The organism is Frondihabitans sp. OV104, from assembly GCF_057787745.1.
In genome coordinates, this window is sequence record NZ_CM173541.1 from 1,769,708 (window position 1) to 1,796,195 (window position 26,488).

The window sequence follows — 26,488 nt, forward strand, 5'->3', positions numbered from 1 at the left end:
ATGAAGAGAATCGCCACCGCCCTGGCCGTCGTCGCCGCGGCCGCCCTCGCCCTGTCGGGCTGCTCCGCCACGTCGGGAGACAGCACCGGCACGGCCACGACCGCGACGTGGTCGTTCACCGACGACCTCGGCAAGACCGTCACGCTCGACCACCGGCCGACGAAGATCGTCGGCCAGGGCGAGACGGTGGTCTCGCTGATGAACTACGGCATCACGCCGGTCGGCACGTTCGGCTCGTTCGACATCACGAAGGACGCCCGCTACGAGAAGCTCGACACGAAGGGCATCACGCAGGTCGGCACCGAGTACGGCTCGTTCGACCTCGAGAAGCTCGCGGCGCTCCAGCCCGACCTCATCGTCGCCGACGTCTACCCGGTCGATGCGAAGGGCACGATCGACAAGGCTCAGCCCGACTTCGGCTTCTCTGACCTCGCGCAGATGAAGCAGGTCGAGGCGATCGCGCCCATCGTGACGATCGTCATGGGCGGCGACGGCGCCGACGTCATCTCGAGCATCGTGAAGCTGTCGTCGGCGCTCGGCGCCGAGTCCGGAACGATCGCGACCGCCAAGAAGGCGTTCGACACGGCGAGCGCGAAGCTCCAGGCCGCGGCGGAGGAGTCGAAGGTAAAGGTCGCGACGGTCTACGCCGACGCCGACGGCTACTACGTCGTCAAGGCGGCGGAGGACCCCGCACTCGATCTCTACGCCGACCTCGGCGTCGACTTCGTGAAGCCGACGCCCAAGGGCTACTACTGGGGCATCTACTCGTGGGAGAACGCGGGCAAGGCGGGCGGCGACGTGATCCTGCTCAACCAGTCGGGGTACCAGAAGAAGGAGCTCGCCGCGCAGCCGACGCTGGCGAAGACGGCGGCCATCACCTCCGACCAGGTCTACCCGTGGCTCTCGGCCGGCCTCGACTACGTCGGCCAGGCGGGCTACATGACCGAGCTCGCCGGCTACCTCGCCGAGTCGAAGGTCGTGACGAGCTGAGCCCCGATCCGCTGAGCCTGCGCGGCAGCACGCACGACGTCGCCGGCCTCCCGGTCTGGTTCCGCCGGCTGAGGGAGGCCCCGGCCGGGTCGCCGAAGGTCCTGCTGCTGCACGGCGGGCTCTCCGACTCGCGGGTCTTCAAACCGCTGGCGCGCAGACTGGCCGTCGACCACGACCTCTGGGCCTACGATCGGCGCGCGCACGGCCGGACGCCCGACACCGACGGCCCCCTGGGGTTCGAGCAGATGCTCGCCGAGGCCGTGGCCATGATCGAGGGGCCGATCGGCGGACCCGTGCACGTCGTCGGGCACAGCGACGGCGCGTCGCTCGGCCTGATGCTGGCCACCCGGCGGCCCGAGCTCGTGTCGTCGGTCGCGGCCTTCTCGGGCAACCTCGACCCGTCGGGCATGGCGCCGAGCACCCTCTCCCGCGCGGAGCTCGCCGAGGCCCTCGTCGAGGCCGTCGCTCCCGACTACGCCGCCGTCTCGCCCGACGGCGTCGGGCACCTCGCCGTGGTCGTCGACAAGGCCGTCGCCCTCTGGTACTCCGAGCCGAGCCTCACCCCCGACGACCTGGCGCGCATCACCTGCCCCGTGCTCGTGGCCTGCGGGGAGCGCGACTCGATCGAGCGCGCCCACACGCTGAGCATCCACGCCGCCATCGCCGGCGCCTGGCTCGCCGTCGTGGCCGGGACTGGGCACATGCAGGTGGCGGAGGCGCCGGAGGCGTGCGCGGCGCTGGTGGCCGAGCTCGTGGCGGGCAGTCGCTAGCCTGAGCGCATGACCTCCGACGACCTGGCCGCCTTCGCGTACGGCCTGCCCAAGGCCGAGCTCCACGTGCACCTCGAAGGGACTCTCGAGCCCGAGCTGCGGTTCGCCCTGGCCGAGCGAAACGGCATCGAGCTGGCCGAGAAGACCGTCGACGAGATGCGGGCGACGTACGTGTTCGACGACCTCACGTCGTTCCTCGCCGTCTACTACCCCGCGATGGCGGTCCTGGTGACGGCCGACGACTTCGACGACCTCGCCTGGGCCTACCTCGAGCGCGCCCGGGCCAACGGGGTGCGGCACGTCGAGATGTTCTTCGATCCGCAGGCGCACACCAGCCGCGGCGTGGCCTTCGACACCGTGATCCAGGGCCTGCGGCGGGCCGTCGTCCGCGCCGAGGCGGAGCTCGGGATCGACGCCGCGCTCGTGCTGTGCTTCCTCCGTGACCTGCCGGCCGACTCCGCGATGGCCACGCTCGAGGAGGCGCTCCCCTACCGCGACTGGATCGTCGGCGTCGGTCTCGACTCCGACGAGCGCGACAACCCGCCGACGAGGTTCGAGGCCGTCTTCAGCCGCGCGCGCGCCGAGGGGCTTCGGCTCACGATGCACTGCGACATCGACCAGGTCGGCTCGATCGACAGCATCCGCTGGGTGCTGGAAGAGCTGCGCGTCGACCGAATCGACCACGGCACCAACATCGTCGAGGACCCGGCGCTCGTCGAGGCCCTGGTGGGCTCCGGCATCGGCCTGACCTGCTGCCCCGTCTCGAACTCGTTCGTCACCGCCTCGATGAAGGGAGCCGAGATGGTCGACCTGCTGGCGCGAGGCGCGAGGGTGACGCTGAACTCCGACGACCCCGCGTACTTCGGCGGCTACGTCGCCGACAACTACGTGCGCCTCGCCGAGCAGTACGCGCTCGGCCGCGACACGCTCGCGCAGCTGGCGATCAACTCGTTCGAGGCGAGCTGGCTGCCCGCCGAGCGCGTGGCGGCCTACGTCGCCGAGGTGCGGGAGTTCGTGGCGGCGCAGTAGGGCCGCCGACGGCGGGGCGCCTAGGCGGGGAAGAGCCCGTCGGGGTCGCCCACCGACGCGAGGTACGCCGAGCGCCGGGCGAAGAGTCCGGGCACGAGCGAGCGCACGCGGGCGATCAGCTCGGCGAGGTCGGCGTTCACGAGGACGCCGTCGCGAGCGACGACCGCGCCCGCGACCATGGTCAGCGACACGTCGGAGCCCTGGACGGCGTGCACGAGGTTGTGGTGCACGTTCGCGTACGGGCCCTCGCCGATCAGCGGTGTCATGCGGGGCGTGTCCGAGCGCACGGCGATGAGGTCGGCCTGCTTGCCGACCTCCAGAGAGCCGAGCCGCAGTTCCTGCCCCAGTGCCTTCGCACCGCCGACCGTCGCCATGGTGAGGACCTCCCACGAGTCCATGGCGGCAGCGTCCATCGTGCGGAGCTTGCCGAGGAGGGACGCCGTCTTGAGCTCCTCGAACATGTCGAGGTTGTTGTTCTCCTTCTCGCCGTCGGTGCCGAGGCCCACGGGAATCCCGGCAGCCAGGAACTCGGCGACGGGCGCCATGCCGCTCGCGAGCTTCATGTTGCTGACGGGGTTGTGCGAGATGCCGACGGCCCGGCCTGCGAGCACCTCGATCTCGGACTGGTCGAGCCACACGGCGTGGGCGAAGAACGCCCGCGGCGCATCGAACCAGCCGAGCTTCTCGAGAGCCTGGATCGGGCGCGCGCCGTACCGCTCGTCGAACTCGGCCAGCTCGATCTCGGACTCGCTGAGGTGCGTGTAGAGGCCGGTGTCGTAGTGGCGGGCCATCGCGATCACCCGCTCGCGGCCGGCGTCGTCGGCGTAGAACGGGTGCTCGAGGCCGACCCACGGCACGATGCGGCCGTTCGCCGCCCCGCTCCAGTCGCGGAGCATGCGCTCGTTGTCGTCGAGCGTGTCGAAGTAGTCGTAGTCGGGGTGCGCGCCGGTGTAGTTGACAGTCACCAGCCGGTTGCCGAGCGTCTCGGCAGCCCGCGCCGCGCCGTCGAGGTAGCGCCACATGTCGACGACCGTCGTCGTGCCCGACAGGATGCCCTCGGCGTAGCAGAGCCACGCGGCGGCCTCGGCCTCCTCCGGCCGGAGCACTCGGTGCATCGGGTCGATGTGCAGCCGCAGCCACTCCCACACCGGCAGGTGCTCGGCCGTGCCGCGCAGCATGCCCGAGTGATGGTGCGCGTTGACCAGGCCGGGCATCAGCACGACGGCGCCCAGGTCGTCGCGCGCAGCGCCGGGATGCGCCGCCACGACGTCGTCGATCGTGCCGACCGCGGAGATGGCGTCGCCGTCGATCGCGACCGCTCCCCCGACGATCACGTCGAGGGCGGCGTTCATGGTGACGAGGTGGTCGGCGGTCAGGATGCGCATGCAGACGACACTAGTTGCCCGACTCCCCCAACGTGATCGACGGAGGAGAACGGGTGCGACTCGACTCGCGTGAGCGCCTGCGACTGTTCGACAGGTGCATAACAGACAGGCTCGATTATGTCCATCCCTATGCCGGTTTATCTCGATGAGTGAGGATTATTCTCACTCGCGCGATTAGATGGATCAGGCGTGCGAGACGAGCGGGGTCTCACGGGCTTCGCTCGACAGCTCCTTCGGAGTGTCCGGTCGGGCGCACACTCCGAAGGAGACACCCATGGGCTACCTGGTCTACAACAGCGAGCGCCTCGACCTCCAGATCGAGGACCGCACCCTGGCCCACCTCCAGATAGTCATCATCAACAAGCTCCGCAAGAACGAGAGCTTCGCGTTCTCGTGGATGGACTCCCGCGAGTCGGGCGACGGGCGGTCGACCATCTGGGTGACGCCCGCGAGCGGCCTCCACTTCAAGTTCGCCGGCAGCCGCATGCCCGAGATCAGTGCAGCCTGGCTGCAGGTGCTCTACGAAGCCGCCGGCTCGGGACGCGGCCTGTACGTCGTCGACGAGCCGACCGACTCCGTGGACGTCACGATCGACGCCGACGCCACGACGCCGGTGGGGCTCCCCGAGCGCCCCCTGGGCACGGCGACCCGGGCTGCACGTCCGGCGGGATCCTGATCCGCACCGTGCTTTCCGCAGGGAGCGGTCGGTCACCCCGGGCCGCGGGCACACTGCACTCATGAGCGACGACACTGCGACTACCCACGACGGCCCCGCGCCCTCCTCCGACGGCCCTGCGCCCTCCCACGACGGCCCCGACCCCCAGCACACCCGCCCCGACGGAGTCAGCGACGAAGTGGTCACCGCCCTGGGCAAGCTCTCGGAGGGCCTCGAGGTGATCGAGCACGCCCGCGGCCTCCTCTACGGCTTCCACCGCCTGACCGGCATGGGCGACCTGGCGCTGGGCGAGGCCGCCGAGCTGCTGAGAGAAGCCGGGGCGCAGGAACTCGCCGACGCCCTCGAGCACGACGTCATCGGCCGCAACGCCATCCGCGGCCGCTGGACCTTCCAGATCGTCGAGGACTACGACGACGGCTACTACGCCACCGCCAAGGCGTTCGAAGCACGAGCGCGCGACGAGCTCGCCGACGGCAGGCGGCACCTCTTCGAGGCCGAGATGAAAGAGAACCGGCGCACCCACGGGGCGCCGCACCACGAGGCGACGCCCTAGGCGGCGGTCAACGGGTGGCGGCGAGCAGCGCCGTCAGCTCGTCTCGCACCCGCTCGAGCTGCGCCAGCGGCACGCCGAGCCGCTCGACGATCTGGCCGGGCACGGCCAGCGCCTTCTCGCGGAGCGCGTGCCCGGCGGGTGTCAGTGCGACATCGAGCGACCGCTCGTCGCCGGGGTTGCGCTCGCGCGTGAGCAGCCCGGCCGACTCGAGCCGCTTGAGCAGGGGGCTCAGCGTGGCCGGCTCGAGGAACAGCTCGTCGCCCAGGTCGCGGACGCGGAGCGGGCTGCGCTCCCACAGGGCGAGCATGACGAGGTACTGCGGGTGCGTCAGCCCGAGCGGCTCGAGCACAGGCCGGTAGAGCGCGATCACGCTGCGGCTGGTGGCGGCGAGGGCGAAGCACACCTGGCGATCGAGGGCGAGCGGGTCGGCTAGCGGGTCGGCGAGATCGGTCTTCGACATGCACCTAGATTAGCGCGTACACTAACTATTCGTGGACAAGCAGAAGGCACCGAACCCGTACGAGCACTCCCGCGGCCTCATCGGGCGGCTCAACCGCTTCCTGTACCCGATCGCCGGCCCGGCCTCGCTCGGCGCCGGGCACCCGGAGGAGCCGTACCGGGCGCCTGCGGATCCGTCGTGCCCGGTCTGCGGCACTCCGCTTCGCCTGCACGACATCCAGCGCGGCACCGCGTCGCGTCCGTCGCAGCTGAACTGCCCCGTCTAGACGCCCGCGCGGCCCTCGGCGAGCCAGGCGAGGCGCCGGAGGGCCTCGACGTTCCGGACGTTCAGGGCGGCCGCCATCAGCGGCGCCGGCACGAGCCGGCCCGGGCCCTTCGAGGCGTACTCCTCCATGCGCACGACGCACCCGCCGGGCCGCGACTTCGCGTCGATGATGACCGTCGCCTCGCCGATCGGCCAGCCCTGAGCGACGAAGTGCGCGTGACGCGGGGCGTCCCACGCGACCACGTGCGTCGTGTCGTCGATGACGGCCGGCCACACGCCGAAGGAGTGGTGGATCTCGGCGCCCACGGCGGGCCAGGCGTCGTCGACCCCGCGGATCCGCGAGGCCCCGACGACCCAGCTCGGGAAGAGCCAGCCGTCGGCCAGCACTTCGAAGACGGCCTCGGGCGGTGCGGCGATGAAGCGGTGGCGGACGGACACGGTGCTCCTCTCAGGCCCCGACGGACAGATCGGGAAGGGTGTGGATGCCGAACTCGTGGCGGAGAGCGCTCCGCGCCGCGTAGGCTCCGCCGAGGCCATGGACGCTCGGCCCGGGCGGCGCGGACGACGAGCCGAGGTAGACGCCGGGGACGGGCGTGCGCCACGGATCGACGTCGACGACCGGTCGGGCGATGAGCTGCCGGACGCTGGGTGCGCCGGTGGCGATGTCGCCGCCGACGTAGTTGGGGTTGTAGTTGCCGAGTTCCTGCGCCGTCTTCGATGCCGACGCGAGGATCGTGTCGCGGAAGCCCGGGGCGTACTTCTCGATCTGCCGGGTGATCGTCTCGGTCTGGTCGACGTCGGAGTCGCGGGGCACGTGGCTGTAGGTCCAGAGCACGGCCTTGCCCTCGGGCGCGCGCGTCGGGTCGACGGTGCCGGGTTGGACGGCCAGGACGAACGGCACGTCGGCGTGGCGGCCCTGCGCCACCTGGCGCTCCGAGAGCGCGACGCCGGCCCGGTCTCCGCCGAGGTGGACGGTGGGCGAGCGGCGGACGGTCTCGTTCAGCCACGGGACGGGCTCCGACAGCGCGAAGTCGACCTTGGAGGCGGCGTTGCCGTAGCGGAAGCGGCGGAGCGCACGGGAGTACCAGCCCGGGAGGCGTTCGCCGCCGATGTCGGCGAGCGAGCGGGCGCTGACGTCGAGCACGACCGCCTGGGCGTGGCCGACCTCGTCGAGCGAGGCGACCTCGACGCCGGTCTCGATCGTGCCGCCGTGGGCGACGACGTCGGCGGCCATCGCGTCGACGATGCTCTGGCTGCCGCCTTCGGGGAGAGGCCAGCCGCGAGCGTGAGCGTGCACAGCCAGCGCGAGGCCTGCCGCCGACGCCGAGAGGCTGGGCATGGGCCGGATCGCGTGCGCCATGACGCCCGCGAGCATGGACGGTGCCAGGTCGCTGCGCCAGCGCTCGTTCCACCACGGCATGCCTTGATCGAGCATCGACAGTCCGAACAGGGCGATGGTTACCGGGTGTCGGGGAACCTGGAGCAGGGCGGACAGGGAGAACTCGGCCAGAGCATCGTCCCTGTCGACGAGGTCGGCGAGCAGACGGCGGTACGAGGGGCCGTCGACGCCGAGGCCGGCCACCGTCTGCTCGAGGTCGCGATAGGCGATGCCGGCTCGGCCGCCGTCGAGGGGGTGCGCATAGCTGACGTCCGGCGTGATCATCCGGATGCGCTTGTCGAGCTCGAACCGGCGGAAGAACCCCGACACGGCGCCCATCGGGTGCACCGCCGAGCAGACGTCGTGCCGGAACCCGGGCAGGGTCAGCTCGGCTGTGCGCGCTCCCCCGCCGATCGTGTCGTTCCGCTCGAGGACGGTGACCTTCACGCCGGCGCGCGCGAGCACGACCGCAGCCGCCAGGCCGTTGGGCCCGGCGCCGACCACGATCGCGTCGTCGGTCACGCGCGCTTCTTGAGACCGGCCACGAGGGCGCCGACGCCGGCCGCCGCAGCGCCGATGGCGGCGACGTACGACACGGTGCGGTGCTGGGTGTACCAGATCTGCGGGCTGGTCGATTTCGCCTTGTCGCTGAAGATGCCGCGCGACCCGTGGTCGCCGGCGACAGGCTCGTAGAGGTTGGACGGCAGCATGGGGTCCTTCTTATCAGGAGCCTGCTGGCCGGAGTAGCCCGTCTTCGCCAGGTACACGTCGAGGAACGGAGCGACGAAGCGGTTGCCCAGCACGGTCATGACGGTCGGCTCGCCGATCCAGCTGCGGCGGCGCGGGCTGTCGGCGACGTCGGCGACGGCGCGGGCGCACGTCTCGGGCTCGAAGATCGTGGGCACCGGCTGCGGGTGATGCGGCAGCTGCGACTTCACCCAGTTGAACTGGACGGTGTTCATCGCCGGCATGTCGACCTGCGAGATGCGCACGGCGCTCTTGTCGTGGATCAGCTCGGTCAGAACCGACTCGGTGAAGCCGGTGATCGCGTGCTTCGACGCGCAGTAGGCCGCCTGGAGCGGGATGCCGCGGTGCGCCAGCGCCGAGCCGATCTGGATGATGTGGCCGCGGTTGCGCGGTTTCATGCGCGTCAGGGCTGCGCGGGTGCCGTTGACGAAGCCGAAGAAGTTGACCTGAACAGCGCGCTCGAAGTCGCGCGGCTCGGTGGTGACGAACTCGCCGAACACGCCGGCCATCGCGTCGTTGACCCAGAGGTCGATCTCGCCCAGATCGCGTTCGATCTGCTCGGCCGCGGCCTCGACGGCGTCGTTGTCGGCCACATCGACCGAGAGGGGCAGTGCCCGCCGGCCAGCGCGCATCACGTCGGCCGCGGCGCCCTGCAGGCCGTCCTCGCCCCGGGCCAGGATCGCGACGTCCCAGCCCCGCTCGGCGAGCTCTCGCACGATGGCGCGGCCGAGGCCTGCGGTTCCTCCGGTGACTACTGCGATCTTGGCGGGCATGGAACTCCTTGGGTCGGCTCTCCAGTCTGCTCACTCGCCGCTGTGGAGGGGTACAGGGAGGAGTGCGCGCACCGAACGCCGCGGAGCCGGGCAAGATGGCCCCATGACGACGCTCGACCGCATCCGCCAGATCACCGTCGCCGTGTGCGCCGTTCTCGCCATCGTCGGGTCGTTCATCGGCTCCGGCGCGGCCGGCGGCACGCCGATCGCCGAGGCCGCCGGCGGGGCGCTCGCCGCCGACGCCACTCTCGTCGCACCCGGCACCGGCGCGTTCCAGATCTGGGGCATCATCTACGTCGGCCTCCTCGCCTACGCCGTGTGGCAGTTCGTGCCCGCGCAGGCGACGGCCGAGCGCCACCGCCGGCTGGGCTGGTGGGTCGCCGCATCGCTGCTGCTGAACGCGGCGTGGATCCTCAGCATCCAGTTCGACCAGCTGTGGCTGAGCGTGCCGGTCATCGTCGTGCTTCTCGTCGTGCTCGGCATCACGTTCCGCATCGCGTACTCGACCGTCTCGACGAACCCCCTCGACGCGGTGTTCACCGACGGCACGATCGGCCTCTACCTCGGCTGGGTCTGCGTCGCGACGGTCGCCAACGTCACGGCGTGGCTCGTCGACCTCGGCTTCGACGGCCTCGGCATCGCCCCCGAGGCCTGGTCGGCCGCCGTCGTCATCGTCGCGGGGCTGGTCGGCGTCCTGCTGGCGGTCGTCGGGAACGGGCGCCTCACGCCCGCGATCTCGCTCTCGTGGGGGCTGGTCTGGATCGCCATCGCCCGACTCTCGGGTGCGCCGCAGTCGACGCCGACGGCGGTCGCCGCCCTGGTCGTCGTGGCTGGCGTGCTCGTCGTCACCGCAGTGTTCCGGGGCCGGCGCCCATCGCGCCACCCCGCGCGCGTGCCGTCGCCCCGCTAGCCGCCCGCCAGCAGCTCGGCCTCCGCAGCGACGCTCAGCCCCGCCCGCCGCACCCGGCCGACACCGCGCTCGACCTCGTCGACGAGAGTCCGAGCGATCGTCTCGCGCAACGGCCGGAGCACGCCGCGCGACGCCACGAACTCCCTGTTGCAGCGCCGGGCGAAACCCGTCGCGTCAGCGGGAAGCCACAGCGGCAGCGAGCGGGGGCCCGCCCAGTAGTCGACTCCGGCGGCGATCAGCGCGGCGTCGTCGAGGGGGCGGAGTGCGCCGTCGAAGCCCACGACGTCGGCGACCTCGGCGAGGTACGTGCCGAACGGCACGGGCTCGCCGACGGCGTTGACGATGCCGGTGCGGCGGCGCGTTCCTGCGCTTGTGATCCAGGAGGCGAGGTCGCCGACGTCGATCGCCTGGACGAACCGGTCGTCCGTCTCGGGCACGACGACCGCGCCGCCTCGGCTGAGGCGAGCCGGCCAGTAGCCGAAGCGGTCGGTCGGGTCGCCGGGGCCGACGATGAGGCCGGCCCGGGCGATCAGCAGGCGGTCTCCCACCGCGGCCGCCGTGTCGCGTTCTGCGGCGACCTTCTGCTCGCCGTACCCGTCGGGCCCGGGCTCGAGAAGCCGGGCCGACTCGTCGGCGCCGGGCTCGTCGTCGCGGGCGTAGACCGAGATCGTCGACACGAGCGTCCAGTGCGCGGCCCGAGCGGCGAGCGCTTCGAGGGCGGAGCGCACGAGCTCGGCGTCGTACGAGATCTCGACGACGGCGTCCCAGTCGCCGGTCAGCGCGTCGTAGGCGCCCGGCTGCCGGCGGTCGGCGCGCACCAGGCGGGCCCCGACGGGCACGTCGCCGGAGTCGCCGCGCGCGAGGCACACCACCTCCGCGCCGCTGTCGACGGCCCGGCGGGCGATCTCGCGCCCCAGCCAGGCCGTGCCGCCGAGGATCAGCACGCGTCTCATGCCCCCACGCAACCACGCCGGCCTCGGGCGCGGCTGGCCCGTCCGCTCCCGGCAGACGCCGCGGAGAAATGCAAGGAGATTGTGACGTCGGCCCCGGGTCGATCGCCGTGCCGCGGCCCCCAGGGTGAGAATCTCCTTGCATTTCTGGGAGCGCAGGAGCGCAGGAACTCAGCCGCCCGCCAGCGCCACCATCTCGGCGACGGTCCCGCGCAGCGCGGCGGCCAGCGCCGTCCGCGACACGACCGGTTCGCCGTGCACGGCCACCATGAACGCGCTCATGACGAACGCCACGGCGACGTACGCCACGTGGTCTCCGGCGGGCTCGGCCGTTCCGGTGCGCTCGGCGACGGCCGACACGATCGCCCCGCGAAGCTCCTCCATCCACGCGTGCACGGTCGGCACGAGCTCGGGGTGCTGGTCGATGAGCCGCTTCATGCGGACCCGGTCGGCCGGGAGGTCGATGGTGTGGGCGACGAGCTCGCACAGGTCGCCGATGAGGTCGGCCTGGCCCCTCCCCTGCCGGAACCGCTCCAGCACGTCGTCGCGCACCACCGGAGGGGTGAGCCCGACAGCGGCGGCGGCCTTCGACGGAAAGTAGTTGAAGAACGTGCGGGTCGACACGTCGACCTCGGCGCAGATCTCCTCGACTGTCACTCCGGCGAGGCCGCGCTCGAGCACGAGCGTCGTCGCGGCCTCGTGGAGGGCCTGCCAGGTGCGCTGCTTCTTGCGCGCCCGGAGGGAGGCGGCCTCGTCCGGGTCGGACGAGGCGAGCCACTCGGGGGCGGGCGCCGTGCTGGTCGTCACGATGCGGTCGATCAGGCGGCCGCGGCGGCGGAGTTCGACTGCTCCTGCAGCGCCGAGTGCTGGCGCAGCGGCGGGACGCGGAAGAACAGCGAGAGGACGAACGCGAGGAGCACGACGCCGAGCCCGACCCAGTAGATACTCACGGCCGAGGCGTTGAAGCCGGTCATGAACGGGCGGGTGAGGCGCTTGTCGGCGCCGTTGAGGTACGACGTGTCGCTGGTCTCGCTTGCCGAGGAGCTGTTCGACGACGTGCCCTCGCCGAGCTGCGTGACGAGCGCCGGGACGACCTGGTCCACGTAGTGCTCGCGCTGCGAGGCGTTCGACCAGTCGACCGTCAGGGCGCCGTTCTGCACGGTGGCGTCGGCCTTCGTCGCAGCGGCCTTCAGGGCGGCGGCCTCCGCGGCGGGGGTCGCGGCGGCGACCTGCTGGTCGATCACGGTCTGCTGGGCGGCGGCGGGGACCGTTCCTGCGGCCACCTGCTTCTCGACGGCGGCGGTCACCTGCTGGGTGACGGCGTCGTCGGCGGCCTGCTTCGCGGCGGCGGTGCCCTTGTCGAGGCCCGCCTGGATCTGCTTCTGGATCGGAGTGACGATCGGGGTCCAGATCTGCTTCATGACGCCGGCGTTCTCGCTCGCGGTCGCGACCGTCGGGTTCGTGGCGGCGTCGAGGGCGGCGGTGAGGTTGTCTCTGTCGGCGGTCGCGTGGACGATGTTGGTCGGCAGGAGCGAGAACAGCACCGAGAGCAGCACGGCAGTGCCCAGCGTGCCGCCGATCTGGCGGAAGAACGTGGCCGACGAGGTCGCCACGCCCATGTCGCGTGGGGCGACGGAGTTCTGCGAGGCGAGGGTGATCGTCTGCATCAGCTGGCCGAGACCGAGTCCGATGAAGAACATGCCGATCATGAGGAACCAGAGCGGTCGATCGATCGTCATGAAGGTCAGGACGGCGAAGCCGATGGCGGTGAACGCGGTGCCGATGATCGGGAAGATCCGGTAGCGGCCGGTACGCGAGACGATTTGGCCCGAGACGATCGAGGCGATCATGAGGCCGCCGATCATCGGCAGGGTAGCGAAGCCCGACTCGGTGGGCGTGAGGCCGGTGACGATCTGGAGGTAGAGGGGAATAGTCAGCATCGCGCCGAACATGGCGAAGCCGACCAGGAAGCCGAGCAGCGTGGCCATCGAGAAGGTGCTCGACCGGAAGAGCTTGAGCGGGATGATCGCGTCGTCTTTCATCTTCGTCTCGATGACGAGGAAGGCGACCAGGCCTACGAGGCCGATCACGTAGCAGGCGATCGCCTGGCCGGAGCCCCAGCCCCAGGTGCGGCCCTGCTCGGCGACGAGGAGGAGCGGAGCGAGGGTGAGGATCACCGACGTGGCGCCGAGCCAGTCGATGCGCGGGCTGCGCTTCTCGCCGACCTTCGGGAGGTGCAGGAAGGCGATCACCATGAGGAGCGCGGCGATTCCGATCGGCACGTTGATGAGGAACACCCAGCGCCAGCCGGAGATGAAGAGGATCTCGTTTGCGCCCGAGAACAGGCCGCCGATCAACGGCCCGATGACGGACGAGATGCCGAAGACGGCGAGGAAGTAGCCCTGGTACTTGGCGCGCTCGCGCGGCGCGAGGATGTCGCCCATGATGGCCAGCGGCAGCGACATCAGCGCGCCGGCGCCGATGCCCTGGACAGCGCGGAACCCGGCGAGCATCAGCATCGTCGTCGAGAACGACGACAGCAGCGAGCCGAGGATGAACATGCAGATGCCGAAGATGTAGAGCGGGCGTCGGCCGAAGATGTCCGACAGCTTGCCGTAGATCGGCGTCGAGATCGTCGAGACGATCAGGTAGGCCGTGGTGACCCAGGCCTGCTGGTTGAGACCGTGGAGGTCGTCGCCGATGGTGCGGATCGCTGTTCCGACGACGGTCTGGTCGAGAGCGGAGAGGAACATCCCGGCCATGAGGCCGTAGATGACCAGGAGGATCTGGCGGTGAGACATGATCGGGCGGCTGGAGCCGTCCGTGGTCTGCACCGGGCGCGGTGCGGTAGCTGTCGACATGGGGTCCTTCGGGGCGTGCTGGGGTGCGGTGTCGGAAGTCGCTGCGGTGAGTGCGCGCACGGGAGGCGGGCGACGTTTTGCAGGGTTGCAAGATTACACACCATGCATAAGTGCCGTCAACGCAAATGCCCGGTCGGATGTGCGGCGCGTACGCTCGACCGGTGCCCGCCCCCGAACCCCTCAGCCGTCTCGCCCCGGCGCTGCCCGGTCGCGCCGTCATCTCGCAGCACTGGGGCGACCTCGCTTTTCTGCACTGGCGCGTCGACCCCGCCCTGGTGGCGCCGCACCTGCCACCCGGCGTCGAGCCGGACGTCTTCGACGGGTCCAGCTGGGTCGGCCTCATCCCCTTCGAGCTGTCGCGTTCCGCATTCGGGCCGTTTCCGCCGGTGCCGTGGCTCGGCCGCTTCGCCGAGACCAACGTGCGGCTCTACGGCGTCGGCCCCGACGGACGCCGCAGCGTCGTCTTCCGCACCCTCGAGGCGTCGAAGCTCCTCCCCGTCGTCACGGCCCGCGTCGGGCTCGGACTGCCGTACACCTGGGCCGACATGTCGATCGTGCGCGGCGGCGGGCTCATCGCCTACTCCAGCCGCAGGAACTGGCCCGCCGCCGACGGCCCCGTGCCCCGCCCCCGCACCCGCGTCGTCGTGCGCCCGCGGCCCGGCGCCGTCGTCGACGACCCCCTCGCCGACTTCCTCACCGCCCGCTGGGGAATGCACGTCGCGCGCGGCGGCCGCACCCGGTTCTGGCCGAACCACCACGCGTCGTGGAGCCTGACGGCGGCCGACCTCGTCGAGCTCGACGACGAGCTGCTCGCCGCCACGGGGTTCGCCGGCGTCGCGGCGCGGCCGCCCGACTCGGTGCTGTACTCACGGGGCGTGTCGACGCGGTTCGCACTGCCGGCGCGGCGCGCGGTGTAGGCACCCGCCGCGGCTGCGGGTCCTTTGCCGCCGGCACGGGTGCCGCTTCGCGGGGTCTGCCTCGAACCCGCCGGATCGGCGCAGACCCGCCGTCGCGACGGCGGGCGTGTGCCGATCCGGCGGGTTCGACGGCGGCGTCCGGGCGGCGCGTCAGCGGACGCGCGGCGGCCCGGCGCTCTCGCGCACGACGAGCGGCGGCCGCGACGTCGACCGCGCGACCGCGGCATCGCCGTCGAGCTGCGCCTGGAGCAGCTCGAACGCCCGGCGCCCGAGCCCCGGGAAGTCCTGGGCGATCGTGGTGATTCCCGGCCGCCAGATCCGCGCCAGGGGGTGATCGTCGAACCCGACGACGCTGACGTCTGCGGGCACGTTCCTGCCGGCGTCGCTGAGCCCCGTGATGACGCCCATGGCGATCTCGTCGTTGCCGCAGAAGATCGCGGTGACCGAGTCGTCGGCGGCGAGGCGGCGGCCGATGCAGACGCCCGAGGAGGCGTCCCACGTCGCCGGAATGATCTCGGGTACCTCGGCCCCGGCCTCCACGAGCGCGTTGCGCCAGCCGGTCGTGCGGTGGTCTTCGTCGCGCGAGGCCGGCACGGTGACGTGGTGCACGGTCGGATGCCCGAGCGACAGCAGGTACCGCACGATCTCCTCGCCGGCGGCGACCTCCTCGATGGAGGCCTGGGAGACCTCGTCAGACACTTCTCCCGACACCGCGACCCGCGGGATGTCGGGCGGCAGCGCCTCGAGCACCCGCACGCCGACCGGGTCGAACTTGAGCACGATGATGCCGGCGAGCGGCTGGCCGAGCACGAGCTCGACGGCCCTCTGCGCCTCGTCTTCCGTGGGGTTCTCGACGACGGAGATCACGACGAAGTACCCCTCGGCGCGAGCGGCGGTCTCGATCCCCTGGATCGTCGCGGAGTAGCCGAAGATGGCCGTCTCGCTGGTCATGACGGCGATGATCCGCTGCTTGCCGCTGACGAGGGCGCGCGCGGCGCCGTTCGGCCGGTAGCCGAGCTCGTCGATGGCGAGCAGCACCCGGTCGCGCTTGTCGGGCGACACCTTCGCCGCGCCGGTCAGCACGCGCGAGACGGTCGGCACGGAGACGCCGGCGACACGGGCGACGTCGGCGATGCTGGCCGGCTTTGCAGTGGCACGCGACATGGTGTGCCCACTGTACTGGCTGACCTCCGTCACGATCCGACGACCGCGACCCCGGTGGTGAACGCGTCGAGGGTCGCCCGGACGAGCCGCGGACCGGGTGCGCCGTCGACGGCGCCGAGTCGCAGCTCGGTCACGCCGACGCCGATGGTGACGGGCACGCTGATCTCGCGGGGGCTCTCCCACGACGACGTGAACCGGAACGGCACCCTCTGCACGGCGTCGCCGGCGCTCAGCTCGAGGAACCGCGTGATCACGTCGGCGTTGTAGAGGTGACCGGTCGCGCGGTCGGCGTTCGCGAACTCGATCGTGAGCAGGTATTCGCCTGCACGACCCCCGCCCGCCGGCGAGACGGAGGCGTCGAGCGGCAGGGAGTGCTCGGCGCCCGCACCGAGATCCCAGACGGCGACGGGCGGGGTCGACGACGCCGTGACGTCGACGTGCTCCACCACGGCGGCATCGGCGGCGCCGACCGTCACGACGGAGAGCCCGAGGGGCAGGGCCACGGTGGCCGAGCCGTGGGAGTCCAGCGGCACGAACCTGCCGTCGACGGCGAGGCGGGGAGTTCCTGCGCTCGTCGCCACCGAGATCCAGTGCGCACCCCGGTGCGCGACCGCCACGAAGAACCGGGCGCAGGAACTCGGCCCCACCCGAACCGCGACCGGCCCGGTGAGGGCGCCCTCGCGCTCGTGCACCAGCTCCGCCCCCTCGTCGAGCCAGGCGTCGAGCGCCCCGTGGCGCTGCGTGCCGCCCGTCGTCGCGCGGGCGAGCCGCAGGCCGTCGATCGCCACATCGCCGGCTCCCGACTCGTCGTCGGCGCGACGGCGGGCCATGACCCGGTGCGACCCCTCGGCGAGCTCGACCGGCACGTCGGCCCGGCCGAAGTAGAACCGCGACAGCGTCGCCGGCAGCTCGATGCCGCCGAGCGAGACGCCGTCGACGAGCAGCTCGACCAGGCCGGGGCGCGCGTCGGTGCCGTAGACGAGCCCCAGCAGGTACTCGCCCGCCTCCGGCACGGCGACGTCAAACTCGACCGAGCTCGCCGCGTGCGGGAGGCCCGCCACGGCATAGCGGCCGGCTCCCGTGTACTCCTGCGGGTCGTCGCCGTGGCGACGCAGGGGCGCCTGGACGATGCGCGCCGACTCGACGCCGACGGCGGTCGACCACGGCGCGGGATCGGGGTCGGCGCCGGGGCCTGCGGGGGTCAGGACGACGAGGTACGCGGCCTGCGGGTCGCCACCCGGCAGGCGCACGGAGGCCCGACCCGAGGTCACCGGCGTCTCGGCGGAGAGGATGATCGGAGGAGTTCCTGCGTCGCCTTCGTAGCCCGTCCACGTCGTGCGCGAGACGGTGACGCGCGCGGACTCCCCCGCCCAGTCGACGCCTCGCAGCTCGAGGTCGACCTCGTCTGCCGTGCCGCCCACGATCACGCGGAGCACGAGCGAGTCGGCGTCGACTGCGGCGAGCGCGCTCACGCTGTCGCGGACGCCGGCGTGCGGGAGGGTCACGCCGACGGTGCGGCCTCGGAGCGAGGCGTACCAGTGCAGGAGCCACCAGCCGCCGTTGGCCTGGTTGGTGCCGACCGCGTGGTCGTCGAGGTTGCCCGCCATGGTCCAGTAGGCCAGGTCGGCGTCGACCCCGGTGCCCTCGAACAGCGCCAGCCACTGGATCAGCTGGCCGGGGTTCGACATGTCGCGCTTGTTGCCGTACTCGTCGATGTTGATCGGCAGCGGGCCGACGCCGAGCCGGCGCTCCAGGGCGCGGTAGTGGGCGAAGTGCGCCGGGTAGCGCTCGAGCGACGACGGCGAGAGCTCGTGCCAGCTCATCACGTCGGGCAGGACGCCCTCGTCGCGGGCGAACTCCAGGAAGTCCGTCACGCGCGCCGGGAAGTACTGCGACTCGTTGGGGCCGGCGATGCGTGCGCCGGGATCGACCTCGCGGATCGCGCGGTAGACGGTCGCCCAGTCGGCGAGGAACCGGGCGCGGCCCGCCTCCGACCAGTCGGAGTACCAGATCCAGTCGCCCTCGTTGAAGGGCACCCAGGTGAAGCGGCGGCGATCGGCCACCCGGCCGACGAGGTCGCGCACGAGGTCGGCGTAGGCGTCGATGCCGAGCTGCTCGTACGGCCACTCGCGGAGGGCGTCCTGGAGGTAGACGACCATCTCCTCGCCGCCGGCGGCGAAGTAGCCGTCGGCGAGCACCGCCGCGTCGCCGCCGGGGTGCTGGGCTCCGCCCGGCGCCTTCTGAGCCATGGTGCGCGGCTTCACTCCCTCGACGAGCGCGCGCGACGGCACGCCGGGCTCGCCGAGGCCGTAGAGCATGCCGGCCGCTCCGCCGTGGACGTCGCTGCCTGTCTGGGTCGCGTCGACGACGACGGTGACAGCGGGCCGCTCGGTCGTCAGCCGGAAGGTGCGCGCGGCGACCTCGCCGCCGGTGGCGCGCACGCGCAGGATCCCTGCGGCGGCGTCCCACTCGGTCTGCCACGGGTCGAGTCGCGCGGGGAAGACCGTGTCGACGAACAGCTCGCGACCGCGGAGGTCGGGCAGCGGCACCTCGATCGTCGCGACGGAGCCCGCGCGGCGCCAGAGCGTCAGGTAGCGCGCGTCGGCGGAGCCGATGGCGAGTGCGACCCAGGGGGCGTCCCACTGGTCGATGCCGAGCGGCCACGACGCGTGCCCGACCGCGAGATCGGCGCGGATGCGCTTGTGCGCGGCAACGGCCTCGGCGACGAGGGTGGTCTGCGCGATCGACATCGTGTCGACGTGGCCCGAGAGGTAGAAGCGCCCGAGAAGGGCGGTGCAGAGGGTGAAGGCCAGCTCCTCGTCGCCCATGCCCGGCTGCGGGTAGGCCCAGTTGGCGGCCTGCTCCGGGAGCATCATGAGCGGAGCCGCCGCCGCGATGGGCGGGTACGTCTCGGGCTCCTGCTGGTCGCTCGTGGACTGCAGCTGCAGGCGCTGGAGCATCGCCTGGTCCATGCGCATGGCGCCCGACCCGCAGTTCTCGAGCACGAGCCCGGGGTGGCGATCGAGCACCGACTCGAGCCACGCGAGGTGCGCCCTGTTGTGGTCGAGCAGGGCCGCCCCGGGACTCGTGGCGGCCACGTCGGTGCCGGCGCCCGGGTTGATGTTGTAGTCGAGCTTGAAGTAGCCGACGCCGAACTCGGTCACCAGCCTGTCGACGGCCTCGTCGAGGTGGGCGACGACGGCCGGGTGCCGGAAGTCCAGGTGGTAGCGGCCGTGCTCGACGATGCGCACCCCGTGCCGCTGCAGGAAGGCGTCGGCCGGCAGCGAGTCGGCGGCTCGGCTCGTGACGCCCACGACCTCGGGCTCCAACCAGAGTCCCGGGATCATGCCGCGGTCGCGGATGTGCGCGATGACGCGGTCGAGACCGCCGGGGAACCGCACGGTCGACGGCTGCCAGTCGCCCACCGAGTACCACCAGCCCGAGTCGTCGTCGTACCAGCCGCAGTCGATCACGAAGTACTCGACGCCGGTCTCGGCGGCCGCGTCGATGAGCGGCAGCAGCTTCTCGGTCGTCGGGTCGCCCATGAGCGTGTTCATGTAGTCGTTGAAGACCACGCCGAGCGCCGCGTCGTCGGGGTGCGGGCGCCGGGCCGCACGCCGGAAGTCGGTGAGGGCCGCGATGGCGCCCTCGAGGTCGTCGCCGGCGGCCACGGTCGCGGGGACGGTCTCGAGCGACTCGCCGGCCGCGAGCACGCCCAGCCACTGGTGGTCGGCGTCGGTGGGGCCCGAGAGGGCGAGCGAGGTGCCCTGCTCGTCTTCGCCGATGTCCCAGCGCCAGCCGCCGTTGTGCTCGATCTGCCAGGCAAGTGCTCCGCCCGACACGGCCTCGAGCACGCCGGTGGGCAGTGCCCGCGAGGTCGACCAGGTGCCCTCGGAGGCGGCGACGATCGCGCCGCGGCTGCCGGTCCGGTGCTCGGCGAGACGGAGGTCGGCGAGACCCGCCTCGCGGAGCGGCTTCCGCGACCAGCGCGCCTCGCCGATCCAGTCGCTGGCGGCGCTGGCGAGAAGGAGGCCGTCGGGGCTCGAGACCGCGGCGTCGCCGAGCCCGATCCGGAGCGCGAGGCTCGCGACCGAGCGCACGACCCGAGTTCCTGCGCCCGCGGCATTCTCCAGTCGCACGGTCGAGCGGATGGCGAGGCCCGTCGACGGGAGCGAGAGGCGCAGGAACGCCGACAGCCCGCCGGCGAGGCCGTCCTCCTCGAGGGTCACCACCAGCGACCGCCACCCCCGCTCGTCGACCTCCTCGACGTGGGAGGCGTAGCGCAGCCGCGCACTCACGTCGCCCAGCGTCAGCCGCGACGTCGACGGAGCGTGCCCCGAGTCGACGGTGACGACCTCGACGGCAGGCTGGCCGGACGGCGCATCGGCGGCGGACCCGCGGCGCCCCAGGCGGAGGACGCGCAGGGCTTCGCCCGGATCCTGCCTCAGGACGATCTCGAGGTCGTCGTTGCCGAACTCGATGGTCACGCTGTCGAGGCGGCCCGACGTGCGCTCGGGGGCGAGGGTCACTTGACTGCTCCTGCGGTGATGCCGGAGACGATCCGGCGCTGGGCAACGATGAAGACGATGAGCATCGGAAGGCTCATGATCACCACGTACGCGAAGATGAGGTTCCAGTTCTGGGTGTATTGCGTCTGCGACGCGACCTGGAACAGGTTGAGCGGGAGGGTCGAGGTCGAGCCGCCGCCGAGCACGAAGAACGCGTAGAAGACCTCGTTCCAGACGCTGAGGGTGACGAGGATCGTCGCGGTCGCGATGACCGGGCCGAGCAGCGGCAGGATGATCCGCAGGTAGACCTGGGTCGGGCGGGCGCCGTCGATGCGGGCGGCCTCTTCCAGCTCGACCGGGATGCTGCGGACGAATCCGGTCACGAAGAAGATGACCGTCGCCATGAACATGCCCATGTAGACGCCGACCATGCCCAGGACGGTACCGGCGAGGCCGAGGTTCTTGAGCGTGAGCACGATCGTGATCACGGCGGGCGGGAGCACGATGCCCGAGATGCCGACCGAGTAGAGGAACGACATGACGCGGGTGGTACGGCGGGCGAGCACCCACGACGCGGCCGAGCCGACGACGAGCACGCCGACGACGCTCGGCACCGTGACCAGGAGGCTGCCGAGGAAGCCGCCGACGATGTCGCCCTGCGTGAAGACCTGGGCGTAGTTCTCGGCGATGTTCCAGACCTTCGGCAGGGCCAGGTTCGGCGACTGCGACTCCCCCGTGGTCTTGAACGAGTTGACGAGCACCATCCACATCGGGATGCCGACCACGACGAGCGTGACGATGACGACCCCGATGGGCCGGACGTAGTCGCGGGCGTGGCGGCGCGACGTCCGGACGGGAGCGGTTCTTCCGATGGCGGTCACAGGACTTCCTCCCTCTTGCGCAGGAACTTGATGACGGGGAACGCGATGATGATCACCACGAGGAACAGGATGAGGCTCATGGTCGTCGCCTGGGCGTAGAGGCCCTGGCCGAACGTGCGGTAGATGAAGATGTTGAGCACCTCGGTGGTCTGGGCGGGCCCGCCCTTCGTGGTGCCCTGGACGACGTCGAAGCCGTTCATGGAGCCGAGCAGCGCCGTGGCGACGTTGAAGGTGAGGGCCGGGGCGAGCAGCGGAAACCTGATGCTGCGGAGCGTGCGGAGCCAGGAGGCGCCGTCGATCTTCGCCGCCTCCAGGACGTCCTCCGACATCGTCTTGAAGCCGGCCAGGTAGATCAGCATGCTCAAGCCCATGAACTTCCACGACTGGACGAGGGCGACGACCACGATGGTCCAGGTCGTCGAGCCGAGCCAGGGGATCGAGACCGAGTGGCCGGCGAACAGGCCGAGGAAGCCGTTGAGGGCGCCGTCGGGCTGCAGGATCGCCTGGAAGATGTAGCCGACCGCGAGCGACGACATCAGGACGGGGATGAAGAAGAACACGCGGGCCGTGCGGTTGAGCCGCGTGTCCTTCTCCAGGAAGAGCGCGAGGACGAACCCGAAGAGGTTCTGGAACACCGCCACCAGAAGCGCGTAGATCAGCGTCGTCCGCAGGGACACCAGCACCTGGCCGTCGCTGAACAGCGAGACGAAGTTGTCCCAGCCGATGAACGCGACGCCCGGGTGGAAGGCCGACCAGTTGGTGAACGCGTAGACGAAGTTGAGGATCGTCGGCACGAAGAAGAAGACCGCGAGGATCGCGAACGCCGGGATCAGGAACCAGGCCGGGTACGACCTCGCCTGAGCCCGCGCGAGCGAGCGGAGCTTCTTCGTGTTGTGCCGTTCGGTCTTCGACGGCCCTCCGGGAGCCCGGCCCGGCCTCTCGGCAGGGCCGGCGTCTCGACGGAGCACGTCGGAGTTCGGCGCTTCGGTGGCGGATGTCATCAGAATCCCTTCGCGCCCTGGGCCTTCGCCAGCTGGGCGAACTGCTTCTGCGTGGTCTCGGCGACCTGCTCCGGGGTCTGCGTGCCCTGGATCATGTTGGCGAGGTTGATGTAGAGGTCGGGGTTGGCGATGGCGAGCGACTGCATGGAGCCGACCGACGTGCCGAGCGACGCCGCGATGGTGTCGGCGATCTTCGGCACTCCGGCGGGGCTGTCGACGCCCGTCTCGATCGACGGGGTGCCGGCGGCCTTGATGAACGAGGCGTAGTCGGTGGTCATCCAGAAGTTCAGGAACTGACGGCTGGCCGCCTCGCGCTTCGCGTCGCCGGTCTTGAAGGCCACGACCGCGTTGCTGTTGTCGGGGATGTTGGTGCCGATGGCGCCGTCCCCCGAGATCGGGAACCAGCCGAGCTTCTTGTCGATCTCGGACGTCGACGCAGTGGTCTGGATCTGGTTGAGGTACGAGTTCACCTGCAGCACCATTCCGACCTTGCCCGACAGGAGCGAGGTCGCCTGCTTCTCGAAGGTGCCCGTCTTGATGTCGGAGTTGAAGTAGCCCTGGTCGATCAGGTCTTTGTAGTTCTGGATCGCGGTGAGCATCGTCGGCGAGGTGAACTGCTGCTTGTTCTCGTTGACGTCCTTCCAGAAGGTCGGGGCCTTCGACCCGAGCTGGGCCTGCGGCCACCACTGGGTCGGCCACTGAGTAGCGCCGGCCTCGTAGAAGGCGGTGCCGCCGTCCGCCTTGATCTTCTTGGCGTCGGCGAGCATCTCGTCCCAGGTGGTGGGCTCGTCGGTGATGCCGGCGTCCTCGAAGACCTGCTTGTTGTAGTACATGCCCATGACGCTCGGCGAGGTGACGAGCGCGGCGTAGCGGGTCTTGCCGACGAAGCCGGTGATGTCGCGGACCGACGGGTCGATCTTCTCGAGCCACGGCGCCCCGTCGAGACTGAGCAGGTTGGTCGGCGCCTGCAGGGCCGTCAGCTCGCTCGTCGTCGGCTGCCAGCTGGCGAGGTCGGGCTTGTCGCCGGTCGCGACCTTCGTCAGCAGGCTCTGCTCGTAGGGGTCGGGGTAGGCGACCTTCTTGAACTTCACGTTCGTCTTCTTCTCGAAGGCCTTGATGACCTGGTCGATGGGCCCGCCGGCCACGCCGCCGCCGTAGGTGAGCGTCACGCCGGAGAGGTCTTTGCCCGGGTCGTTCCAGACGACCTTGCCCGAGTCGTCGCCGCCCGAGCCCGAGAGGCTGCCGCCGGAAGCGCAGCCCGTGAGGAGGAGGGCGGCCGAGGCGACCAGCGCCAGGCCGGTCGCGAGGGACGATTTCTTCATTGAGTGTCCTGAGTTCGTAGCGAGGGGTTAGTGGTGCGGGGTCGCCGAGATCGCCGCCGGGTGGGCAGCGAGACGGGGTCGACGGAGCCGCCGGCCGCAGTGCCCGACGGCTTCGTCAGGTGGGGCGGAGGGTGCCGGTCCGTCGATTTTTGAAAACGTTATCAGAGAACTCGGGCGGCGCAAGGGGTGCCCCTGAAAACGTTATCAAAATCGTGACGACGGGCCCCGGGGGTAGCGTCGAGCCATGGACCTTCAGATCTCCGACCGCGTCTACCTCGTTCTCGGCGGCGCCGGCTACATCGGCTCCGCCATCGTCGACCGGCTCCGCGCCGAGGGGGCCATCGCCATCTCGGCGTCGCGCCACGCCGTCGACGGCATCGCGATCGACGGTGCTGATCCTGCGTCCGTGAAAGCGGGGGTCGACGCCGCCGTGGCCCAGCACGGCCACCTCGACGGCCTGATCGTGACGGCCGCCCCGAGCGCGTCGACGCTCGACGCGGAGCGGCTCTCCGACCCGGAGCAGGTGCTCAGCGCGTTCGACGGCAAGGCGATGACCTTCCTGCGCACCGCGAACGAGGTGATCCCCCACCTCCGGCAGCGCGGCTTCGGCCGGATCATCGGCGTCTCGGGGCAGAACGCGTACTTCACCGGCAACATCACGGCGTCGATCCGCAACGCGGGGCTGAACATCGTCGCGAAGAACCTCGCCGACGAGCTCGCCGGCTCGGGCATCACCGTCAACACGGTCAACCCGGGCGTCGTGGCCGACGAGCCCCGAGCCGAGGTCTCGCGCGCGGGAGCCGGCCAGTCGAGCCCGCAGCAGATCGCCGACCTGATCGCCTTCCTCGCGTCGCCGCTCTCGTCGACGTCGGGCGAGCAGATCGCCGTCGGCCACCGGGTCCTGGGCATCGCCAGCGCCTGACCCGACGGCGGATGCCGCCGCCGAGGTGGCCGTGGGCGTCGGGGGCGGCAACGCGACCCGACGGCCACGGCCATCTCGCGAGCAGCGGGCGGTGCGCGCTTGGCACCGGCCGCGGCTCAGGGGTCGGCGGCTCAGGGGGCGACGGCGACAGCCTGCAGCAGCGCGAGCTTCTCGGCCGACTCGCTGCCGGGCTCGGCGTGGTAGATCGCGACCGTGAGGTTCGGGGCCTCGCCGACGACCAGCTTCTCGCGGCCGAGCTCGAGCTCGCCGACCTGGGGATGGTCGAGGCGCAGGATCGCACCCCGCCGCCCGCCGACGTCGTGACGATCCCAGAGCCGCCGGAAGCGCGGGCTCGCGATCGAGAGCGTCCCGACCAGCTCGACGAACCTCGGGTCGTCGGTGTCCATGCCTGCCGCCTGCCGGAAGTGCCCGATCAGCTGCTCGGTGGCGGGCTCCCAGTCGACGAACAGCGCGCGCTCGTCGGCGTCGAGAAAGACGTCGAGCAGCCGGTTGCGCCCTGAGGCCAGGCGAGGCGACAGCGCCGTGGCCATCGGGTTCGCGGCGAGCACGTCGAGGTAGCGTCCCTCGACGAACGCGGGCTGCGGGAGCTGCGCGAGCAGCCGCCGGACACCCGGGGGCACCGTCTCGCGCTGGGGCCGACGGCGGGCGACGCGCGGCTTCTCGGCGCCGAGCGCGAGCAGGTACGCGGAGCTCTCGTCGTCGAGGAGGAGCACGCGAGCGATCGACTCCAGCACCTGCAGCGACGGGTTTCGGTAGCGGCCCTGCTCCAGCCGCAGGTAGTACTCCGCGCTGATGCCCGACAGCATCGCGACCTCCTCGCGGCGCAGCCCCGCGACCCGGCGGGTGCCGACGACGGGGAGTCCCGCCTGCTCGGGGGTGACGAGCTCGCGACGCGCACGCAGGAACTCGCCGAGGGGGTTCGGCTCTTCGGTCATGCTCCACGGTAGGCCGATCGCGCCCGACTCCGGGTGGGTGCGCCGCTACCAGTACGGCGGCGGACGCACCGAAGCCCGCCGCGCCTCTCGACGTGACGGGCCCCATCGGGTCGTCCGGAGCATCCAATCCCCGGACTGATCTCCCCCGGGCGAGCCCGGTGAAGACTTCCTCCCGCCGTCGACCCTCGGGCGCGGCGCAGTCGGAGACACGGAAGAGCCCGCCGCGATGGCGGCGGGCTCTTCAGTGATGGTGGGTGCTACTCGGCGATCTGGGCGGCGATGGTGGCGGTGCCGACGAGGAGTCCGGGCTTGACGGCGTCGGTCTTGAACGTGGAGTTCAGGAGCTTGGCGGCGTCGGTGGAGATGTGGACGGTGGTGCCGGTGAGGGTGCCGACGTTGCCGTCGACCGAGAGGGGCTTGAGGGTTCCGCCCCAGAGGCTGAAGATGTTGGCCTGGGTGACGGCGACCTTGCCGTTGACGAGGACGTCGCCGTAGAGCTTGGAGTTGCCGGGGTTGATGGTGAAGTTCTCGAGTGTGACGGTGGTCGAGCCGGCCTTGAGGTTCAGGCCGGATCCGTCGTGCTCGAGGATGCCCTGGACGTAGGGGCGGTAGTTGCCGTCGGGCGACCAGTAGACGACGGAGCCGCCGGTGATCGGGAAGGAGATGTCGGAGCCGCTGAGCTTGGCGGAGCCCTCGGTGGAGGGGGTGAGTCCGAGAGACTTCAGGGCGGCGAGGAAGTCGCTGTCGAGGGCGACGGAGGTGTTGCCGCCGAAGACCTCGGGGACTGCCGCGACGGGGGCGGGGATCTTCGTCGACGACGACGAGACGGTGTGGATGGAGGGGGCCGCGTTGGCGGCGGCGCCGGCTCCGACGCCTCCGAGGATCAGGAGGCCGGCGGCACTGAGAGCCACGGTTGCTTTGGAGAACTTACGCATTTGCTTATCCTTTGATGGATGAGGGGTGAACACTCGATCGGTGTTCGTTGGGCGTTTGCCCGATGTCATGTATTCGCGACCCTCCCCGGGAGGGTTTGGTCCGGGTGCCCTCCGTTACCCGTTCGTGACCATCGGC

General features: G+C 71.1%; 24 protein-coding genes. 9 read left to right on the forward strand and 15 right to left on the reverse strand.

Annotation, left to right across the window (positions count from 1 at the left end; genetic code table 11):
- From AC3CBB_RS08355 to add, 3 genes are read left to right on the forward strand one after another with little or no spacing between them, the layout of a single operon-like run.
- Positions 1 to 990: an ABC transporter substrate-binding protein gene (locus tag AC3CBB_RS08355; RefSeq protein WP_488626660.1), complete on the forward strand. Its 990-nt coding sequence runs from the start codon at positions 1 to 3 to the stop codon at positions 988 to 990.
- On the forward strand, positions 897 to 1,760 hold the full coding sequence (locus AC3CBB_RS08360; RefSeq protein WP_488626661.1) for an alpha/beta fold hydrolase: 864 nt from the start codon (positions 897 to 899) through the stop codon (positions 1,758 to 1,760). Before AC3CBB_RS08355 ends, AC3CBB_RS08360 begins: the two co-directional genes overlap by 94 nt.
- Positions 1,761 to 1,769: 9 nt before the next feature.
- Positions 1,770 to 2,789 carry an adenosine deaminase gene (gene add, locus AC3CBB_RS08365; protein ID WP_488626662.1) on the forward strand — a complete coding sequence of 340 codons (1,020 nt, stop codon included), beginning with the start codon at positions 1,770 to 1,772 and terminating at the stop codon, positions 2,787 to 2,789.
- Positions 2,790 to 2,809: 20 nt separating this feature from the next.
- Here add and AC3CBB_RS08370 read toward each other — a convergent pair whose 3' ends face one another.
- Positions 2,810 to 4,174: an amidohydrolase family protein gene (locus tag AC3CBB_RS08370; protein WP_488626663.1), complete on the reverse strand. Its 1,365-nt coding sequence runs from the start codon at positions 4,172 to 4,174 to the stop codon at positions 2,810 to 2,812.
- A 274-nt stretch (positions 4,175 to 4,448) separates the two neighbouring features.
- Between AC3CBB_RS08370 and AC3CBB_RS08375 the strand changes: the two genes are divergently transcribed.
- Together AC3CBB_RS08375 and AC3CBB_RS08380 are read left to right on the forward strand one after the other, a co-directional pair.
- Positions 4,449 to 4,850, forward strand: coding sequence for a DUF7882 family protein (locus tag AC3CBB_RS08375; RefSeq protein WP_488626664.1), 402 nt, complete (start codon positions 4,449 to 4,451; stop codon positions 4,848 to 4,850).
- Between the two features lie 61 nt (positions 4,851 to 4,911).
- A complete protein-coding gene (locus tag AC3CBB_RS08380; protein ID WP_488626665.1) occupies positions 4,912 to 5,403 on the forward strand; it encodes a hypothetical protein in 492 nt (163 codons plus the stop codon).
- 7 nt (positions 5,404 to 5,410) lie between these two features.
- Here AC3CBB_RS08380 and AC3CBB_RS08385 read toward each other — a convergent pair whose 3' ends face one another.
- Positions 5,411 to 5,863 carry a MarR family winged helix-turn-helix transcriptional regulator gene (locus AC3CBB_RS08385; protein ID WP_123505107.1) on the reverse strand — a complete coding sequence of 151 codons (453 nt, stop codon included), beginning with the start codon at positions 5,861 to 5,863 and terminating at the stop codon, positions 5,411 to 5,413.
- A gap of 31 nt (positions 5,864 to 5,894) precedes the next feature.
- On the opposite strand from AC3CBB_RS08385, the gene AC3CBB_RS08390 reads away from it, so the two are divergent.
- Positions 5,895 to 6,128, forward strand: coding sequence for a hypothetical protein (locus AC3CBB_RS08390; protein WP_233579825.1), 234 nt, complete (start codon positions 5,895 to 5,897; stop codon positions 6,126 to 6,128).
- Here AC3CBB_RS08390 and AC3CBB_RS08395 read toward each other — a convergent pair.
- Genes AC3CBB_RS08395 through AC3CBB_RS08405 form a run of 3 tightly spaced genes read right to left on the reverse strand, consistent with a single transcriptional unit; the run spans position 6,125 to position 9,025 of the window.
- Entirely contained in the window at positions 6,125 to 6,565 is a 441-nt protein-coding gene (locus AC3CBB_RS08395; RefSeq protein ID WP_488626666.1) for an SRPBCC family protein, read from the reverse strand. The two genes, AC3CBB_RS08390 and AC3CBB_RS08395, sit on opposite strands and share 4 nt — an antisense overlap.
- Before the next feature lie 10 nt (positions 6,566 to 6,575).
- Positions 6,576 to 8,027 (reverse strand): phytoene desaturase family protein, encoded by a 1,452-nt coding sequence (locus AC3CBB_RS08400; RefSeq protein ID WP_488626667.1) that lies wholly within the window; start codon positions 8,025 to 8,027, stop codon positions 6,576 to 6,578.
- Positions 8,024 to 9,025, reverse strand: a complete 1,002-nt coding sequence (locus AC3CBB_RS08405) for an SDR family oxidoreductase (RefSeq protein WP_123505110.1) — start codon at positions 9,023 to 9,025, stop codon at positions 8,024 to 8,026. Before AC3CBB_RS08405 ends, AC3CBB_RS08400 begins: the two co-directional genes overlap by 4 nt.
- A gap of 103 nt (positions 9,026 to 9,128) precedes the next feature.
- Here AC3CBB_RS08405 and AC3CBB_RS08410 point away from each other — a divergent pair, with 103 nt between their 5' ends.
- On the forward strand, positions 9,129 to 9,935 hold the full coding sequence (locus AC3CBB_RS08410) for a tryptophan-rich sensory protein (RefSeq protein ID WP_488626668.1): 807 nt from the start codon (positions 9,129 to 9,131) through the stop codon (positions 9,933 to 9,935).
- Here AC3CBB_RS08410 and AC3CBB_RS08415 read toward each other — a convergent pair.
- The 3 genes from AC3CBB_RS08415 to AC3CBB_RS08425 form a co-directional block, all read right to left on the reverse strand.
- On the reverse strand, positions 9,932 to 10,888 hold the full coding sequence (locus AC3CBB_RS08415) for an NAD-dependent epimerase/dehydratase family protein (protein ID WP_488626669.1): 957 nt from the start codon (positions 10,886 to 10,888) through the stop codon (positions 9,932 to 9,934). The genes AC3CBB_RS08410 and AC3CBB_RS08415 overlap by 4 nt on opposite strands.
- A gap of 168 nt (positions 10,889 to 11,056) precedes the next feature.
- A complete protein-coding gene (locus AC3CBB_RS08420; RefSeq protein WP_488626670.1) occupies positions 11,057 to 11,692 on the reverse strand; it encodes a TetR/AcrR family transcriptional regulator in 636 nt (211 codons plus the stop codon).
- An 11-nt stretch (positions 11,693 to 11,703) separates the two neighbouring features.
- Positions 11,704 to 13,746: an MDR family MFS transporter gene (locus AC3CBB_RS08425; RefSeq protein WP_488626671.1), complete on the reverse strand. Its 2,043-nt coding sequence runs from the start codon at positions 13,744 to 13,746 to the stop codon at positions 11,704 to 11,706.
- A 161-nt stretch (positions 13,747 to 13,907) separates the two neighbouring features.
- On the opposite strand from AC3CBB_RS08425, the gene AC3CBB_RS08430 reads away from it, so the two are divergent.
- On the forward strand, positions 13,908 to 14,663 hold the full coding sequence (locus tag AC3CBB_RS08430; protein ID WP_488626672.1) for a YqjF family protein: 756 nt from the start codon (positions 13,908 to 13,910) through the stop codon (positions 14,661 to 14,663).
- A 150-nt stretch (positions 14,664 to 14,813) separates the two neighbouring features.
- Here AC3CBB_RS08430 and AC3CBB_RS08435 read toward each other — a convergent pair whose 3' ends face one another.
- Genes AC3CBB_RS08435 through AC3CBB_RS08455 form a run of 5 tightly spaced genes read right to left on the reverse strand, consistent with a single transcriptional unit; the run spans position 14,814 to position 23,539 of the window.
- Entirely contained in the window at positions 14,814 to 15,827 is a 1,014-nt protein-coding gene (locus AC3CBB_RS08435) for a LacI family DNA-binding transcriptional regulator (RefSeq protein ID WP_488626673.1), read from the reverse strand.
- Between the two features lie 29 nt (positions 15,828 to 15,856).
- The gene (locus AC3CBB_RS08440) at positions 15,857 to 20,356 is read right to left on the reverse strand and encodes an alpha-galactosidase (protein ID WP_488626674.1); all 4,500 of its coding nucleotides are present in this window, start codon (positions 20,354 to 20,356) and stop codon (positions 15,857 to 15,859) included.
- Complete coding sequence (locus AC3CBB_RS08445) at positions 20,353 to 21,216, reverse strand: carbohydrate ABC transporter permease (RefSeq protein ID WP_488626675.1); 864 nt, start codon at positions 21,214 to 21,216, stop codon at positions 20,353 to 20,355. The genes AC3CBB_RS08440 and AC3CBB_RS08445 overlap by 4 nt, the downstream gene beginning before the upstream one ends.
- Complete coding sequence (locus tag AC3CBB_RS08450; RefSeq protein ID WP_488626676.1) at positions 21,213 to 22,217, reverse strand: carbohydrate ABC transporter permease; 1,005 nt, start codon at positions 22,215 to 22,217, stop codon at positions 21,213 to 21,215. Before AC3CBB_RS08450 ends, AC3CBB_RS08445 begins: the two co-directional genes overlap by 4 nt.
- Positions 22,217 to 23,539, reverse strand: a complete 1,323-nt coding sequence (locus AC3CBB_RS08455) for an ABC transporter substrate-binding protein (protein ID WP_123505116.1) — start codon at positions 23,537 to 23,539, stop codon at positions 22,217 to 22,219. The genes AC3CBB_RS08450 and AC3CBB_RS08455 overlap by 1 nt, the downstream gene beginning before the upstream one ends.
- Positions 23,540 to 23,783: 244 nt before the next feature.
- Here AC3CBB_RS08455 and AC3CBB_RS08460 point away from each other — a divergent pair, with 244 nt between their 5' ends.
- Positions 23,784 to 24,461, forward strand: a complete 678-nt coding sequence (locus tag AC3CBB_RS08460; RefSeq protein WP_123505117.1) for an SDR family oxidoreductase — start codon at positions 23,784 to 23,786, stop codon at positions 24,459 to 24,461.
- Positions 24,462 to 24,592: 131 nt separating this feature from the next.
- Here AC3CBB_RS08460 and AC3CBB_RS08465 read toward each other — a convergent pair whose 3' ends face one another.
- On the reverse strand, positions 24,593 to 25,417 hold the full coding sequence (locus tag AC3CBB_RS08465) for a helix-turn-helix domain-containing protein (RefSeq protein ID WP_488626677.1): 825 nt from the start codon (positions 25,415 to 25,417) through the stop codon (positions 24,593 to 24,595).
- 257 nt (positions 25,418 to 25,674) lie between these two features.
- The gene (locus AC3CBB_RS08470) at positions 25,675 to 26,352 is read right to left on the reverse strand and encodes a hypothetical protein (protein WP_488625113.1); all 678 of its coding nucleotides are present in this window, start codon (positions 26,350 to 26,352) and stop codon (positions 25,675 to 25,677) included.
- Between the last annotated feature and the right edge of the window lie 136 nt (positions 26,353 to 26,488).

Excerpts from the sequence above, each read along its gene's own strand:
- AC3CBB_RS08355 (WP_488626660.1), top strand. The coding sequence starts at position 1 with ATGAAGAGAATCGCCACCGCCCTGGCCGTCGTCGCCGCGGCCGCCCTC.
- add (WP_488626662.1), top strand. The coding sequence starts at position 1,770 with ATGACCTCCGACGACCTGGCCGCCTTCGCGTACGGCCTGCCCAAGGCC.
- AC3CBB_RS08370 (WP_488626663.1), bottom strand. The coding sequence starts at position 4,174 with ATGCGCATCCTGACCGCCGACCACCTCGTCACCATGAACGCCGCCCTC.
- AC3CBB_RS08375 (WP_488626664.1), top strand. The coding sequence starts at position 4,449 with ATGGGCTACCTGGTCTACAACAGCGAGCGCCTCGACCTCCAGATCGAG.
- AC3CBB_RS08380 (WP_488626665.1), top strand. The coding sequence starts at position 4,912 with ATGAGCGACGACACTGCGACTACCCACGACGGCCCCGCGCCCTCCTCC.
- AC3CBB_RS08385 (WP_123505107.1), bottom strand. The coding sequence starts at position 5,863 with ATGTCGAAGACCGATCTCGCCGACCCGCTAGCCGACCCGCTCGCCCTC.
- AC3CBB_RS08405 (WP_123505110.1), bottom strand. The coding sequence starts at position 9,025 with ATGCCCGCCAAGATCGCAGTAGTCACCGGAGGAACCGCAGGCCTCGGC.
- AC3CBB_RS08410 (WP_488626668.1), top strand. The coding sequence starts at position 9,129 with ATGACGACGCTCGACCGCATCCGCCAGATCACCGTCGCCGTGTGCGCC.
- AC3CBB_RS08415 (WP_488626669.1), bottom strand. The coding sequence starts at position 10,888 with ATGAGACGCGTGCTGATCCTCGGCGGCACGGCCTGGCTGGGGCGCGAG.
- AC3CBB_RS08425 (WP_488626671.1), bottom strand. The coding sequence starts at position 13,746 with ATGTCGACAGCTACCGCACCGCGCCCGGTGCAGACCACGGACGGCTCC.
- AC3CBB_RS08435 (WP_488626673.1), bottom strand. The coding sequence starts at position 15,827 with ATGTCGCGTGCCACTGCAAAGCCGGCCAGCATCGCCGACGTCGCCCGT.
- AC3CBB_RS08450 (WP_488626676.1), bottom strand. The coding sequence starts at position 22,217 with ATGACATCCGCCACCGAAGCGCCGAACTCCGACGTGCTCCGTCGAGAC.
- AC3CBB_RS08455 (WP_123505116.1), bottom strand. The coding sequence starts at position 23,539 with ATGAAGAAATCGTCCCTCGCGACCGGCCTGGCGCTGGTCGCCTCGGCC.
- AC3CBB_RS08460 (WP_123505117.1), top strand. The coding sequence starts at position 23,784 with ATGGACCTTCAGATCTCCGACCGCGTCTACCTCGTTCTCGGCGGCGCC.
- AC3CBB_RS08465 (WP_488626677.1), bottom strand. The coding sequence starts at position 25,417 with ATGACCGAAGAGCCGAACCCCCTCGGCGAGTTCCTGCGTGCGCGTCGC.
- AC3CBB_RS08470 (WP_488625113.1), bottom strand. The coding sequence starts at position 26,352 with ATGCGTAAGTTCTCCAAAGCAACCGTGGCTCTCAGTGCCGCCGGCCTC.